At 69.6% G+C, this 14,299-nt stretch carries 11 protein-coding genes; 6 read left to right on the top strand and 5 right to left on the bottom strand.

From position 1 onward, the window contains the following. The first annotated feature begins 133 nt into the window (after positions 1–133). The gene (locus H1D24_RS08590; RefSeq protein WP_309484254.1) at positions 134–529 is read left to right on the top strand and encodes an MGMT family protein; all 396 of its coding nucleotides are present in this window, start codon (positions 134–136) and stop codon (positions 527–529) included. A gap of 253 nt (positions 530–782) precedes the next feature. On the opposite strand, the gene H1D24_RS08585 is transcribed toward H1D24_RS08590, so the two are convergent. Then, positions 783–1,205: a YjbQ family protein gene (locus tag H1D24_RS08585; RefSeq protein WP_181656814.1), complete on the bottom strand. Its 423-nt coding sequence runs from the start codon at positions 1,203–1,205 to the stop codon at positions 783–785. Between the two features lie 130 nt (positions 1,206–1,335). On the opposite strand from H1D24_RS08585, the gene H1D24_RS08580 reads away from it, so the two are divergent. Then, a complete protein-coding gene (locus H1D24_RS08580; protein ID WP_181657079.1) occupies positions 1,336–2,457 on the top strand; it encodes an NAD(P)-binding domain-containing protein in 1,122 nt (373 codons plus the stop codon). Positions 2,458–2,700: 243 nt separating this feature from the next. On the opposite strand, the gene mltG is transcribed toward H1D24_RS08580, so the two are convergent. Further along, a complete protein-coding gene (mltG, locus tag H1D24_RS08575; protein ID WP_181656813.1) occupies positions 2,701–3,546 on the bottom strand; it encodes an endolytic transglycosylase MltG in 846 nt (281 codons plus the stop codon). Positions 3,547–3,589: 43 nt separating this feature from the next. Further along, entirely contained in the window at positions 3,590–5,389 is a 1,800-nt protein-coding gene (locus tag H1D24_RS08570) for an ABC transporter ATP-binding protein (protein ID WP_181656812.1), read from the bottom strand. A 187-nt stretch (positions 5,390–5,576) separates the two neighbouring features. Here H1D24_RS08570 and H1D24_RS08565 point away from each other — a divergent pair, with 187 nt between their 5' ends. Further along, on the top strand, positions 5,577–6,035 hold the full coding sequence (locus H1D24_RS08565; protein WP_181656811.1) for a MarR family winged helix-turn-helix transcriptional regulator: 459 nt from the start codon (positions 5,577–5,579) through the stop codon (positions 6,033–6,035). 211 nt (positions 6,036–6,246) lie between these two features. Here H1D24_RS08565 and H1D24_RS08560 read toward each other — a convergent pair whose 3' ends face one another. Further along, positions 6,247–7,695, bottom strand: a complete 1,449-nt coding sequence (locus H1D24_RS08560; RefSeq protein ID WP_181656810.1) for a cation:dicarboxylate symporter family transporter — start codon at positions 7,693–7,695, stop codon at positions 6,247–6,249. Positions 7,696–8,000: 305 nt separating this feature from the next. Here H1D24_RS08560 and H1D24_RS08555 point away from each other — a divergent pair, with 305 nt between their 5' ends. Further along, positions 8,001–9,536, top strand: coding sequence for an ArnT family glycosyltransferase (locus H1D24_RS08555; RefSeq protein WP_181656809.1), 1,536 nt, complete (start codon positions 8,001–8,003; stop codon positions 9,534–9,536). A 34-nt stretch (positions 9,537–9,570) separates the two neighbouring features. Here the strand turns inward: H1D24_RS08555 and H1D24_RS08550 are convergent, their stop codons facing one another. Then, a complete protein-coding gene (locus H1D24_RS08550; RefSeq protein ID WP_181656808.1) occupies positions 9,571–10,314 on the bottom strand; it encodes a hypothetical protein in 744 nt (247 codons plus the stop codon). A 209-nt stretch (positions 10,315–10,523) separates the two neighbouring features. Here H1D24_RS08550 and H1D24_RS08545 point away from each other — a divergent pair, with 209 nt between their 5' ends. After that, complete coding sequence (locus tag H1D24_RS08545) at positions 10,524–12,425, top strand: ABC transporter transmembrane domain-containing protein (protein ID WP_181656807.1); 1,902 nt, start codon at positions 10,524–10,526, stop codon at positions 12,423–12,425. Beyond that, positions 12,422–14,203, top strand: a complete 1,782-nt coding sequence (locus H1D24_RS08540; RefSeq protein WP_181656806.1) for an ABC transporter ATP-binding protein — start codon at positions 12,422–12,424, stop codon at positions 14,201–14,203. Before H1D24_RS08545 ends, H1D24_RS08540 begins: the two co-directional genes overlap by 4 nt. The last annotated feature ends 96 nt before the right edge of the window (positions 14,204–14,299 follow it).

Genomic DNA, 14,299 nt, shown 5'->3' with positions numbered 1-14,299 from the left:
TTGTGCATGGTTGACGGTAGCGCGTCGAGTTCTCGATCGTTGATCATTGAGCCTTTTCCTGAAGTTGCTGGTAACGGGGCTGGTGTGAACCGCTGATCGCGTACTCGTGCAGGTCGTGCCGACAAGATTGTCTGTGAGCGGCGACCTCGGGGCGGCGCTGGAAGGGTCCAGCCTCGCGGACCTGGCCAAGCAACTCAGCGGCGCTCGCAAGGACTGGACGAGCCTTCACACCCTGCTGGGCGCCATCCCGTCAGGGCGGTGGACGACGTACGGCGACGTGGCGTCCGTCATAGGCAGCCACGCCGTTCCCGTAGGCACCCACCTGGCCGCCTGCGGCCAGTGCTCCAACGCGTGGCGGGTGCTCACCTCGGTGGGGCGCGTCAGCGCTGGCTTCCAGTGGACCAACTCGACACGAACGGACACACCTTTGGAGGTCCTGGCGGCCGAGGGCGTCCGGTTCGATGGCGAAGCCGCCGTTCCGGAAGCCTGCCTGCCACTGGAGGCACTCCGGGGTCTACTCGACAGCTGACCGCTTCCTTCGAACATGGCCCCGGAGAGGGATCTGGAGGAAGGACCTGACCCTCTGGCTGGCGCCCGGACCGCTGCGGGGAAAATGGAGGCCGGTGTCGATCTTGAACGAACCTCATTCGGGACGAAGAGGTCGTGGGTTCAAATGCCGCCGCCCGACCGCGCCCAGAAGCACGACGCTCACGGGCTGATCACGCACGGGCCAAGGGGAATTCGTGCGGCCGGAATTCGAGGCTACAGTTCCGTCACATGCATCAGCCAAGGAAGCTCAACCGCACCTGCCGATTTGGATTGTCCCGATTCGTGTCGACCAGGCACACGGACTGCCAGGTGCCGAGTTCCAGGCTTCCGCCGATCACGGGAAACGTGGCGTGGGGCGGGACGAAGGCGGGCAGCACATGGTCACGGCCATGACCGGCGCTGCCGTGCCGGTGCTGCCAGCGGTCGTCCGCGGGCAGCAGGGTGTGCAGTGCGGCCAGCAGGTCGTCGTCGCTTCCCGCGCCCGTCTCGATCACCGCGATCCCGGCGGTTGCATGCGGTACGAACACATTGAGCAGGCCGTCGCGTCCACCCGCGGCCTCCCTCAGGAAGGCCTCGCAGTCGCGGGTGAGATCGATGACGGTCTCCTGGGAGCCGGTGGCGACGTTCAGGACACGCGTGGTGAAGGCATCGGACATGCATCCATCCTCGCCGGTTCCCGGCATCGGCGCGCCGCCGGCGCGGTGGTCGAGGCCCCAAGCCCTTGGGAAGATCCCGGACTCCGGTGGGGTTAGTAGAAACGTGAACGACATCGAGGCGGGTGACGCGGTGCGCGAGAGGGATGCCGATGCGGCGGACCACGGGTCCGCGAAGGCGGCACAACAGGTGGACGTAGTCGTCATAGGCGCTGGTCAAGCAGGTCTGTCCAGCGCCTATCACCTGCGCCGCACCGGGTTCGAGCCGGACCGCGACTTCGTCGTCCTCGATCACTCGCCACGTCCGGGCGGCGCCTGGCAGTTCCGGTGGCCGACCCTCACCTACGGCAAGGTGCACGGGATGCATGCTTTGCCGGGTATGGAACTGACCGGCGCGGACCCCTCGCGCCCCTCGTCGGAGGTCATCGGCACGTACTTCGACACCTACGAGCGGACCTTTGATCTGCAGGTGCGGCGGCCGGTGGACGTACGCGCGGTCCGCGAAGGGGAAGCCGGGCGGCTGCTGGTCGAGACCTCGGCGGGGAACTGGTCCACGCGGGCGCTGATCAACGCCACCGGAACCTGGGACCGGCCGTTCTGGCCGCGCTACCCGGGCCAGGAGACCTTCCGCGGGCGGCAGGTGCACACCGCGCAGTACAGCGGTCCGCAGGAGTTCGCCGGGCAGCGGGTGATCGTGGTCGGCGGTGGAGCGTCGGGCACGCAGCACCTCATGGAGATCGCGCCGTATGCGGCCGCGACCAGCTGGGTCACGCGCCGTCCCCCCGTCTTCCGCGACGAACCCTTCGACGAGAACATCGGAAGGGCGGCCGTCGCCCTTGTCGAGGAACGCGTCCGGATGGGGCTTCCACCACGGAGTGTCGTCTCGGTGACCGGTCTGCCCCTGAACGATGCGATCCGGCAGGCCCTAGAGGACGGCATCCTGGACCGGCTGCCGATGTTCGACCGGATCACCCCGGACGGCGTGGAGTGGGACGACGGACGCCGTGTCGACGCCGACGTGATCCTCTGGGCGACCGGTTTCCGCGCCGCGATCGACCATCTGGCCCCGCTGCGGCTGCGTGCGCCGGGGGGCGGTATCCGTATGGAGGGCACCCGCGTGACCGCCGACCCGCGGCTCCACCTGGTGGGATACGGGCCTTCGGCCAGCACCATCGGCGCCAACAGGGCAGGGCGAGCCGCGGTACGGGACATCAGACAGCTGCTGGCCCGGGACCCGGTCGAGGTCGCGGCCTGAAAGCTGATGGCCTGACGCTCGCGGGTGGGGTTCCGGTGATGGGCTTTCCGCTCAGGGTTTCCGGTCGACGGGCCCGGTCCGCTGCCCGTCCCGACCGTAATCGTGGGGCCGGTCGCGGTCCGGTCCCGGCCCGATCCGCTGCCCGCCCCGACCGTCGTGGGCCCGGTCGTGGGGCCGGTCGCGGTCCGGTCCCGGTCCGGCCCGGGTCGCGGGCCAGGGACCGGGATCCCCGAACGCCCTCGCTCAGCTGTTCTGCGCCGAGCCCTGGCTTTTCTGATGGAGTCGGTTGAACTCCTCGACATTCCTCTGCTGTTCCTCGAAGTTCGCGGTGAAGCGGGTGTCGCCCGGCTTGACCGTCACGAAGTACAGCCAGTCCCCTGCCGGCGGACTGATCGTCGCCAGCATCGCCTCCTCGCCGGGGTTGGCGATCGGCGTGGGCGGCAGCCCCATACGCATATAGGTGTTGTACGGGCTGTCGATCTGGGTGTCGCTCTCGCTGGTCCGCAGCGTGCTGCGGTTCTTCGCGTAGTTGATGGTGGAGTCCATCTGCAACGGCATGCCGCTGTTCAGCCGGTTGTAGATGACGCGGGCCACCTTGCCCATGTCTTCCTTGGTCTCGGCTTCGGCCTGGACGATGCTCGCGATGGTGATGGTCTGATAGAGACTCATCGGGTTGCGCTGGGGCCCGGCGGCCACCTGATCGCCGTTGAACTTCTCGTTGGCCGTTTTGACCATGTACGACAGCACGGACTCCGGGGTCGACTTGCCGTTCAGGGGATACGTGGCCGGGAAGAGGTAGCCCTCCGGATTCCCCCTTGCGTCGGGCGGAAGCTTCAGTTTGGCCTTCGGAATCGACTTCTTGGTGGTGCCGGCCGGCACGCCGAGGGCTTTGTCGATGGCGGCGTACACCTGGCTGGTGCGCCAACCCTCGGGGATCGTCAGAGACGCGGGCCGCCTGTTGCCCATGTCCGGGCGCAGCAGCGGAACCGCCACGGCGGCGGCCACCACGCAGGCTCCGGTCGCAATGAGGACGATCCGGCCCCGGCGCGTCAGTCGGGTCCTTCTCCGTCGCGGAGTGTTGATCTGCATGCGGGCACGCTAACCCGCACATAGCAACAAACCCGGCATATCTTCATCTTGTGGGCTCCAGTTGGGCGTCTCGGCGGACGAGGGCGGCGTAACGGCCGTCCTGCTCGAGCAGCTCCTCATGCGTGCCGCTCTCCGCCACGCGCCCCGAGTCGAGCACGACGATCTGGTCGGCGGACCGGATCGTGGAGAGCCTGTGCGCGATGGTGATCGTGGTCCGGTTGGCCGACAGAGCGTCGATGGCCTCCTGCACGGCCTGCTCGGTACGGGTGTCCAGTGCGCTGGTGGCCTCGTCGAGGATCAGCACGGGTGGGTCTCGCAGGATGGTGCGGGCGATGGCCAGCCGCTGCTTCTCCCCGCCGGAGAAGCGGTGGCCGCGCTCGCCCACGACCGTGTCGTAACCGTCGGGCAGAGACGCGATGTGGTCGTGGATCTGGGCGGCCTTGGCCGCCGCGTACAGCTCCTCGTCCGTGGCGTCGGGCTTGGCGAACCGCAGATTCTCGGCGACCGACGCATGGAAGAGATACGTCTCCTGCGAGACGACACCGACTGCGCGCGCGAGCGTGTCGAAGTCCAGGTCGCGCACGTCGACGCCGTCGAGGGTCACCCGGCCGCCCGTGACGTCGTACAGCCTGGGGACCAGATAGCTGAGGGTGCTCTTGCCCGCACCGGTCTGGCCCACGACAGCCAGGCCCCCGCCGGCAGGGACCGTCACGTCGATGCCGTCGAGGACGGGCCCGCTCTTGTCGTCGTAGCGGAACTCGACGTTCTCGAAACGGATCTCGCCGACGACCTTGTCGAGGTGGACGGGGCTCTCCGGCTCGGTGATGTCGACCGGCAGGTCGAGGTACTCGAAGATGCGCTGGAAGAGCGCGAGCGAGGTCTGTATCTGCACGCCGGTGGAGAGCAGGCTCACCGTGGGCCGGAACATGCCCTGCTGGAGCGAGACGAAGGCAACGAGAGTACCGATCGAGACGGAGGGGCCGCCGAGCTGGGAGGCCACGCCTGCGGCCCAGTAGATGACGGCCGGCATGGCGGCCATGACGATCGTGATGACGGCCATGCGCCACCGCCCCGCCATGTTCGACTTCACCTCGAGGTCGACGAGTTGTTCGGACTCGCCGGCGAAGGACCGGGTGAGGGAGTCGGCGCGGCCCATGCTGCGGCCGAGCAGGATGCCGCTGACGGAGAGCGACTCGGTCACGGTGGCGGCCATCGTGGCCATCTGCTTCTGCCTCTTCGTGGCGATCTTTTTGCGCTCGCGGCCGACTCGCCGGCTGATCCACACGAAGACCGGAAGCAGCAGCAGCGACACGACGGTGAGCCGCCAGTCCAGGGCGAGCATCGCGACGATGGACGCGACGACGCTGGTGAGGTTCGAGACCAGCGAGGTCGCCGTGGACGTGACCGTCGCCTGCATGCCGCCGATGTCGTTGGCGATGCGCGACTGGACCTCGCCGGTCCGGGTTCTGGTGAAGAAGGCGAGGGACATGCGCTGCAGCCGGCCGTAGACGGCAGTGCGCAGGTCGTGCATGACACGCTGGCCGACCGTGGTCGAGATGAGGGTCTGCAGGACGCCGAAGACGCTGGTGACGACGGCGCTGAGGATCATGCCGAGCGCGAGCAGGCTCAGCAGGCCCGTCCGGCCCTGCGGGATCGCGGTGTCGAGGATCTCCTTCAGCAGGAAGGGCGTGGCGACCGAGACCAGCGATGAGGCGCAGACGAACAGCCCGACGACGGCGAGGCGGCCGCGGTAGGGCCGAAAGAGCCGGAGGATGCGGCGCACCTGTCGCGGCTGGTCCGGATCGGGTGTCGGGGGTGTCCAGGTGGGTTCGTCGGGATGCATGGGCTCCTACGGGTGTGAGTGTTACGGCTTCACCGACTCAGGTCGAACGGGAAGCTACTTCTGGCGTTTACGTGTTGTTCTACGGCTTGTTCTACGGCGTGAGCCAAGCAGGCTGACAGCAACGATGGGAGCATAGCTCATTGTTACCTATACTCACAATGAACGAAGTCCTGATATCGTTCCCGTTATGAGCACCCCCGACGCCGACGGCCTGCTCGCCGAGCAGCTTCTGCGGCTGACCCGCCGTGTGCATCGCATCCAGAAGCGCCATCTGGAGCGGTGCGGGCTGGGCATCACGCCGGCCCAGTCCCGGCTGCTGCGCACCCTCGTGCACTACAGTTCCCCGCCACGTATGGCGGATCTGGCCGAGCGCCTGGAGGTGGTGCCGCGCGCCGTGACGACGTTGGTGGACGGCCTGGAGGCAAGCGGACAGGTGCGCCGTGTCCCGGATCCCACCAACCGGCGGGTGATACGGATCGAGCTCACCGACGACGGGCGTCAAGCGCTGCGGGAGCTGCGTAATGCCCGCCGGACCGCCGCCGAGGACATCCTGGCTCCGCTGACGGGTGAGCAGAGGGAGTTGCTCACCGGTCTGCTGTCCGCGCTGGTCGACGGGGTGCCTCAGGCGGAGGCGCGCGGCTGCTGATCTCAGCGTCGCCGTCACGGCACGGACGACGATGGTGCCGACGCCGTGTTCGCCGTGTGCGATGGTGCCGACGCGTTGTCGCCGTGTGCGGCGGGGCACGGCGAAGGCCCGGCACGGCGGCCGGGCCTCGGCTGTTCCACGGGTATTGCCTCGACCCGCGTTGACGGGTCTCTCGACTGGTCTCGACGGGTCTCGATCGGGGTTTCTCAACTCACCTTGGCGCAGCCTCCTTGGCCGTGGCCTCGACCAACGGCGGCCCTGACTGCTCGGGCACAGCCGTCGCCGCGTCCTCCGCCACGACCGGCGAGGCGGCCTCGTCCACCGCGTCGGCCGTCCCGTCAGTCTCGTCGGCGGCCTCCGGCGCGGGCCCGACCTCACCGTCCAGCACCTTCTTGGCCCGCTCCTGGTCGAGCGCCCCTTCCCACCGGGACACCGCGAAGACGGCGACGCAGTTGCCGAGCAGGTTGGTGACGACGCGCATCGAGTCCATGATGCGGTCCACGCCCAGCAGCAGGGCGACGGCGCCGGCGGGAATGGCCCCCAGCGAGGAGGCGGTCGCGGCCAGGGCGAGGAAGGCGGAACCGGGGATGCCCGCCATGCCCTTGCTGGTGAGCATGAGCACCAGGATCACGGTGATCTGCTGGCTCAGGCTGAGGTCCACTCCCACGGCCTGGGCGATGAACAGCGTGCCGATGGACAGGTACAGCGAGGCGCCGTCGAGGTTGAAGGAATACCCCGTGGGCAGCACCAGGCCCACGGCGTCGTCGCGGGCGCCGGCCTTGCGCAGCTTCTGCATCACACGCGGCATGACGGACTCGGTGGAGGCGGTGCCGAGCGCGAGGAGCATCTCCTCACGGATGTAGCGCAGGAACTTCCAGAGGCTGAGCCCGGTGACCATCCGGAGGGCGATGGCGAGGAGTGCGATGAAGAACGCCGCGGCCGCGTAGCACAGGATGATCAGCTTGGCGTACGTCTCGATCACGCCGAGCCCGTACTGCCCGATCAGAACGGCCATCGCGCCGAACACCGCGATCGGCGCCAGTCGCATGACGAAGCCGACGATCGCGAAGATGATCTCCTGGGCCTGCTCGATGGCGGGCAGGACCTGCGGCACCTTGGTGTGGCCGAGGTGCAGCAGCGCGGCGCCTACCAGGCAGGCCAGGAGGAGCACCTGGAGCAGGGAGTTCTCGGCGAAGGCGCCGATGAAACTGGTGGGAAGGGCGTTCAGGATGAACTCAGTCGTCGAGGGCAGTGAACCGCCGCCCGTCTTCGCATCGACCGCCGAGCTGTCGAGCGTGGACGGGTCGACGTTCATCCCCGAGCCGGGCTGGAAGATGTTGGCGGCGAGGAGCCCGATGAGCAGGGCGAGCGTGCTCGCGACCTCGAACCAGATCAGGGCCTTGAGCCCGATCCGGCCGAACGCCTTCAGGTCACCGGCCTTGGCGATGCCGACGACGACCACGCAGAACACCAGGGGCGAGATGATCGTCTTGATGAGCCGGGTGAAACCGTCGCCGAGCGGCTGGAGATCCGTGGCCACGTCGGGCCACAGCTTTCCGACGACGATTCCGAGCAGGAGTGCGCAGGCGACCTGCGCAAACAGTGAGGTACGCAAGATGCGTGCGACGCGTCGCGGTAGGGACGGTACGGACGGCGACACGGGAGCTCCTATCGATTTCTGGGATGCGGAAAAGTGCTTCCGCGGCGCGTCACTATTCCGGAGCATCTGCCTCCGTAAGGAACCTCCGTGTCACATCGGTGTAAACCCTGGCAGCGCCCCCGATGTGATGCTGTGTCAGTGAAGTTCCGGCCGACGGGGGATTCACGCCTCAGTACGCCCTCTGTCCGGCACGGGCCTCGACCGGGCTCTGGTGGAGTCAGTACGCTCCAGCCGGGTGCTTCGACCCCATTGCGACACGTAATTGCGACACGTACGGCCGGGCCTGGGGGAAGGCGGAGCGTGCGATGGACGTGACCCAGCCAGAGGCGCCGGTCGTCCCTGCGGCCAGGAACGGTCGACGGGAACTGCCGCCCTTCGCCGCCGCACCCGTACTGGCCCTGGCCGCCGTATTCGCCGCGGTCCTGACATCGCTGTCCGGTCGGTACGGCTACCACCGTGACGAGTTGTACTTCCTAGCCGCGGGCGATCACCCGGCATGGGGATACGTGGACCAGCCTCCGCTGACGCCCCTCGTGGCGCGGGCGGCCCGGGCCGCTTTCGGTGAGAGCCCGTCGGGGCTGCGCGTCGCCTCGACACTGGCCTTCGCCGTCACGGTGGTCGTGGTGGCGCTGGTGGCACGGGAGTTGGGCGGCGGCCGTCGAGTACAGGCCCTTGCCGCAGGTCTTGCGGCGCTGGGCGCTCAGCTGCTCGCCGTCGGCCACATGGTGTCGACGGCCACGTTCGACCTGCTCGCCTGGCTGGTCCTCTGCTGGCTGACGCTGCGGTTGTTGCGTACCGGGGACGGCCGATGGTGGCTCGCCGTCGGTGCGGCCACCGGGATCGGGCTGCAGAACAAATATCTTGTGGGGCTGCTCGTCGCGGTGCTCCTGGTGGCGATCGTCGCCGTGGGGCCGCGGCAGGTGCTGCGCGGGTGGTGGCCATGGGCGGGCGCTCTGGTCGTACTGGTCCTGGCGATGCCCACGGTGTGGTGGCAGGCCGCACACGACTGGCCGCAGCTGACCGTCGCCAGCGGGATCAGCACCGACGACGGAGCCGAGAACCGGACACTCTTCGTCCCCCAGCAACTCGTCTACATTTCCCCGCTGTTCGTGCCGGTATGGATCGCGGGATGGCTGCGGCTGTGGCGGGACCCGGCGCTGCGCTGGGCCCGTCCGATCGCGGTGGCCTATCCGCTGCTGTGCCTGGTCGTGCTGGCGATCGGCGGCAAGGCGTACTACACGATTCCCCTGCTCATCGTCCTGCTCGCGGCCGGGTGCGAGCCGCTGCTCGGCTGGCTCCGGCGCGGCCGGCGCCGCGCCCGGCGGTGGCTGCTCGCGGCGGCGGTCGTACTGACGGCCGCCATCAACGCGATGGTCACCCTGCCCGTGCTGCCGCCGAGCGCCCTTGCCGTACCCATGGCGATGAACAAGGAGCAGGGCGAACAGATCGGCTGGCCCGCCCTGGCCGACGCCGTACGCGAGGGCTGGTCCGCCATCCCCGCCAGGGACCGCGCCGACGCCGTGATCTTCACGCAGAACTACGGCGAGGCGGGCGCGCTCGACCGCTACGGCCCCTCACGCGGACTCCCCCGCCCGTACTCGGGCCATATGAGCTACGCCGACTGGGGCCCGCCGCCCGACTCCGCCGACGGGCCGGTGCTGCTGGTCCGGCAGGCCGACAACAACGCCGTGGAACGGCACTTCACCGGGTGCCGCCAGGTCACGCGCGTCGACAACGGGCACGGCGTCGACAACGAGGAGCAGCATGCCGCGGTCGTGCTCTGCTCGGGCACGGTGAAACCGTGGTCGTCTTTGTGGCCGTCCCTGCGGCACTACTACTGACGCCCGACTCGGGACGGGCGGCCGGATCGCGGTTCTATGCCTTGAGCTCCGCCTTGTCGCCCATCACGACGACGGGGTGCTGTTCCGGGTCGAGCGTGCGCAACAGGTAACTCATGCCCGACTTGGACAGGCTGACGCAGGCCGACGTACCGCTGCCATGGTCCATGTGCAGCCAGATGCTGCCGCCCTTCGACTGGCCCTCGGGCCGCGTCGGGTCGCTGGGCGAGGTGCCTTTGACGCGGTTGTAGTCGATGGCTATGACGTAGTCGAAGTCGTGCCAGTGCGACTTGGCCCAGTAGTGCGGGGCCTCGAAAGAGGCGGACTCGGTGTAGGGGAGCTTTGCGCCGGGGTCCGGCAGGACGCCGCCGGCGTCGGTGAGCGTGAAGACGCCGACCGGGCTGCGCTTGTCGCCCTCGTGATGGTCGGTGGTCCAGCCCTTCTTGCCGTTGTGCGCGGGCCAGCTCCGGGTCCTGTCCCAGGTGGTGCCGTGCTTCGTGTAGAGAACGACGGTCGACACCGCCGAGTCCCTGCCCTCCCCGTAAACCGCGACGACCTGGCGGGACTTCGCAGGTATCTGCGACTGCAGCCGGTCCCCCACATGGGGGATGCGCTTGAGGTCGACGGCACGCGTGTCGGCGCGCTGCGCCTGTCCGGGGGTCGCGTCGTCCTTCTGTGCGCTCCCTCCGTCACCCGCGCTGCCGCATGACGTCAGGGACATGAGAAGAACACCGCAGGCCGCTCCCGCAACCGCCGACCGTACCGCACCAGCTCCACGCATGCGCTCCATGGTCCCACCGCCTGTCGCACTGTCGTGCCCCGCCCCAGCGTCCGCGCTCGTATGCGGGCCGATTCTTTGCCCTGCGGCGAAAAACCGTTTGCCTCGCGGCACGGCCGGACGGGAACCTTTCACGGTTTGCTCCCGCCCCCCGCGGCACCCCCCTTCCGTTTTTCCGAACCCTTCATTCCCTTTGCGAGCCCTGGGACGTCATGCAGATTCAAGACCTTCCGTTTTCCGACCCGGGCGTACCTGACGCGCGTTCGGGCCCCCGGTTCCTGCTGTGGCTCGGCCGGAACCAGCTCGGCGGGCAGCTGAAGTCGCTGGCGTGGGGCCTGCTGCACTTCCTCGCCATCGCCGGACTGCCCTACACCGTCGGCTACGCCGTGCAGGCCGTAGTCGACCGCTCCGGGTCCCGGCTCGCCCTGGCGGGCGCGGTGATCGCGGTGTGCAGCGTCGGCATCGCGCTCGGCGACACCATGCTGCACCGGACCGCGGTCACCAACTGGATCACCGCAGCCGCACGCGTCCAGCAACTGCTGGCCCGCAAGACCGCACAGCTGGGATCAGCGCTCACCCGCCGCGTCGCCGCCGGCGAGGTCGTCGCCGTCTCCACGGGCGACGTCGAGAAGATCGGCTGGTTCGTCGAGGCACTGTCGCGGTTCGCCGCGGCCGCGCTGACCGTCGTCCTGGTCTGCGTCGGCCTCGTCGTGTACCAGCCGGCGCTCGGCGTCGTCGTCGCGATCGGCATGCCCGTGCTGGCCCTCGCCGTACTGCCGCTCCTGCCGCGTGCCACGCGCCGCGCCGACATCCAGCGCGAGAAGGCCGGGCGCGCCACCGAGCTGGCATCGGACACCGTCGCGGGTCTGCGCGTGCTGCGCGGCATCGGCGGCGAGGAGCTCTTCCTCCACCGCTACCGCCGGGCCTCGCAGGAGGTGCGTCACGCGGCCGTCCGCAACGCCCGGATGTGGTCGCTCATCTCGGCCATTCAGGTACTTCTGCCGGGGCTGCTGCTCATCGCGGTCGTCTGGTACGGCGTCGGTTTGGCCCGCGAGGGCCGTATCACCGTCGGCGAACTCGTCACCGTATACAGCGCGGTCGGGCTGATGACCTATCCGCTGAGGCACTTCGAGGAGATCGCCATGGCGTACTCCTTCTCGCGCCCCTCCGCGAAGCGTGCGGCGCGCGTGCTGTCCCTGGAGCGGGTCATGCCGGAGGCCGGTTCGCTCGAGGGCGAGGTGCCGTCCGGCGACCTGTACGACCCGGCGACCGGGCTGCTCGCGCCCGCCGGGCGGCTCACCGCCGTGGTGTGCGGCGACCCGGACGCCGCCGGCCGGCTCGCGCAGCGGCTCGGCGGCCACGCTCCGGTCGACACCTCGGAGGTGCCGTCGGCGCTGCTCGGCGGAGTGCCCCTGGACGAGCTGCCGCTGGACACCGCCCGTACGGCGGTGCTCGTCCAGGACAAGGATCCGGTGCTGCTGTCCGGCACCCTGCGCGAACTGCTCGACGTACCGGCGTCCGGAGCCGTCCGCGCCGAGGCGGCGCTCGCCGCCGCGCAGTGCGCGGATGTTCTGGACGCGCTGATCCAGGGGGCGCTGGACGCGGCCGACCCGATGGACGCCCGTATCACCGAACGGGGCCGCTCCCTCTCGGGCGGGCAGCGCCAGCGGCTCGCCCTGGCCCGGTCTCTGATCACCGACCCCGAGGCCCTGGTCCTGGACGAGCCGACCTCCGCGGTGGACTCGCACACCGAGGCACGGATCGCGGACGGCATCAGGAAGCTGCGGGAGGGCCGCACCACGGTCGTCTTCACCTCGTCCCCGCTGCTCCTGGACCACGCCGACCGGGTCGTGCTGGTCCATGAGGACGAGGTCGCCGCCGTCGGTGTGCACCGGGAACTGCTCCTCAGCGAGCCCCGGTACCGGGGGGTGGTGACCCGGGAGACCGAAGCCGAGGCCGCAGAACGGGAGAGGGAGGTCGCCGAGCGGGAGAGGGCTGACGGCCTGGACGCTGCCGGGCGGGCGCCTCAGCACCCACAGGTGGACCAGAAGCCGGCGCGGCTGGACGCGCTGCACGAGATGGACGAACTGCAAGAGATCGAGGAGACGGCATGATCGGCCTGGCGCCACCGGCGTACGATCCGGCGGCCCCGACGACGGCGAACACTCTGCCGGTCGGTGCCCCCGCGACCGTACGCGCCTATGTGGGCGAGCTGCTGCGACGGCACCGCCGAGCCTTCCTGCTGCTCGTCACCGTCAACGCGATCGCCGTGATCGCGTCGATGGCGGGCCCGTATCTGCTCGGCTCGCTCGTCGAGAAGGTGGCCGACGAGGCCCGGGAGCTTCACCTGGAGCGCACCGCCGCGCTCTTCGCCCTCGCACTGGCCGTCAATGCGTTCTTCGTACGGCAGGTGCGGCTGCGGGGGGCGATGCTCGGCGAGCGGATGCTGGCCGATCTGCGCGAGGACTTCCTCGTACGGTCCGTCGGACTGCCGCCGGGGGTTCTCGAGCGCGCCGGCACCGGTGATCTGCTCTCGCGCATCACCACGGACATCGACCGGCTTGCGAACGCCATGCGGGAGGCCGTGCCCCAGCTCGCGATCGGCGTGGTCTGGGCGGCTCTGCTGCTCGGCGGCCTCGCCGTGACCGCGCCGCCGCTCGCCCCCGCCGTGCTGCTGGCCGTGCCGCTGCTGGTCGTCGGCTGCCGCTGGTACTTCAAGCGTGCCCCCTCCGCGTACCGCTCGGAAGCCGCCGGGTACGCCGCCGTGGCCGCCGCGCTCACCGAGACCGTCGACGCGGGCAACACCGTGGAGGCGCACCGACTGGGCGCGCGCCGCGTCGCGATGTCGGACCAGCGGGTCAAGGAATGGACCTCCTGGGAGCGGTACACGCTGTACCTGCGGTCGGTCCTCTTCCCGGTCATCAACTTCACGCACGTGACGGTGCTCGGCTCGGTGCTCATGATCGGCGGGGTCTTCGTCCTCCAGGGGTGGATCGGCGTGGGGCAGCTGACGACGGGTGCGCTCATCGCACAGATGCTGGTCGACCCGGTGGGACTGATCCTGCGCTGGTACGACGAGCTGCAGGTGGCCCAGGTGTCGCTGGCCCGGCTCGTCGGCGTGCGCGACATCGAACCGGAGGCGGGCGATCCGTCCGTGGCGCCGAAGGGCCGCGACGTGCGCGCGGACCAGGTGAACTTCGGATACCGCCCGGGCGTCGACGTGCTGCGCGAGGTGTCGCTCGCGGTCGAGCCCGGCACCCGCGTGGCCCTGGTCGGACCATCCGGCGCCGGCAAGTCCACACTCGGCCGGCTGCTCGCCGGGATCTACGGGCCACGCAAGGGCCGGGTCACGCTCGGCGGCGCTGAGCTGTCGCGGATGCCCGCGGAGGAGGTGCGCTCCCATGTGGCCCTGGTCAACCAGGAGCACCATGTGTTCGTCGGCTCGCTGAGGGACAACCTGCTGCTGGCCCGCACGGACGCGCAGGATGCGGAGCTGTGGGCAGCGCTCGGCGCGGTCGATGCGGACGACTGGGCGCGTGCGCTCGACGACGGCCTGGACACCGAGGTCGGCTCGGGCGGTGTGGCGCTCACCCCGGCGCAGGCGCAGCAGATCGCGCTCGCCCGGCTGGTGCTGGCCGATCCGCACACGCTGGTCCTCGACGAGGCCACGTCGCTCCTCGACCCACGCGCGGCGCGCCACCTGGAGCGTTCGCTGGCCCGTGTCCTGGACGGCCGCACCGTGGTGGCCATCGCCCACCGCCTGCACACCGCGCATGACGCGGATGTGATCGCGGTGGTCGAGAACGGGCAGATCAGCGAGCTCGGCAGCCACGATGAGCTGGTGGCGGCGGATGGTGCGTACGCGGCGCTGTGGCGGTCCTGGCACGGCTAGCCATCCGGAGACACGGTTAGCCGTGCGGAGAACCGCAGCCCGACCCCCCAGTGGCTTGGGGGTCGGGGCTGCGGCCTCGTTCGCATGACTCGGATG

It is taken from the genome of Streptomyces himalayensis subsp. himalayensis (assembly GCF_013778455.1).
GTDB classification, from domain to species: domain Bacteria; phylum Actinomycetota; class Actinomycetes; order Streptomycetales; family Streptomycetaceae; genus Streptomyces; species Streptomyces himalayensis.
This window is presented reverse-complemented; position numbering and strand designations above follow the sequence as displayed.

What these genes read in the sequence shown, in the direction of transcription:
- H1D24_RS08585 (WP_181656814.1), bottom strand. Translation starts at nt 1,205, where the DNA reads ATGTCCGATGCCTTCACCACGCGTGTCCTGAACGTCGCCACCGGCTCC.
- mltG (WP_181656813.1), bottom strand. Translation starts at nt 3,546, where the DNA reads ATGCAGATCAACACTCCGCGACGGAGAAGGACCCGACTGACGCGCCGG.
- H1D24_RS08570 (WP_181656812.1), bottom strand. Translation starts at nt 5,389, where the DNA reads ATGCATCCCGACGAACCCACCTGGACACCCCCGACACCCGATCCGGAC.
- H1D24_RS08565 (WP_181656811.1), top strand. Translation starts at nt 5,577, where the DNA reads ATGAGCACCCCCGACGCCGACGGCCTGCTCGCCGAGCAGCTTCTGCGG.
- H1D24_RS08555 (WP_181656809.1), top strand. Translation starts at nt 8,001, where the DNA reads ATGGACGTGACCCAGCCAGAGGCGCCGGTCGTCCCTGCGGCCAGGAAC.
- H1D24_RS08550 (WP_181656808.1), bottom strand. Translation starts at nt 10,314, where the DNA reads ATGCGTGGAGCTGGTGCGGTACGGTCGGCGGTTGCGGGAGCGGCCTGC.
- H1D24_RS08545 (WP_181656807.1), top strand. Translation starts at nt 10,524, where the DNA reads ATGCAGATTCAAGACCTTCCGTTTTCCGACCCGGGCGTACCTGACGCG.
- H1D24_RS08540 (WP_181656806.1), top strand. Translation starts at nt 12,422, where the DNA reads ATGATCGGCCTGGCGCCACCGGCGTACGATCCGGCGGCCCCGACGACG.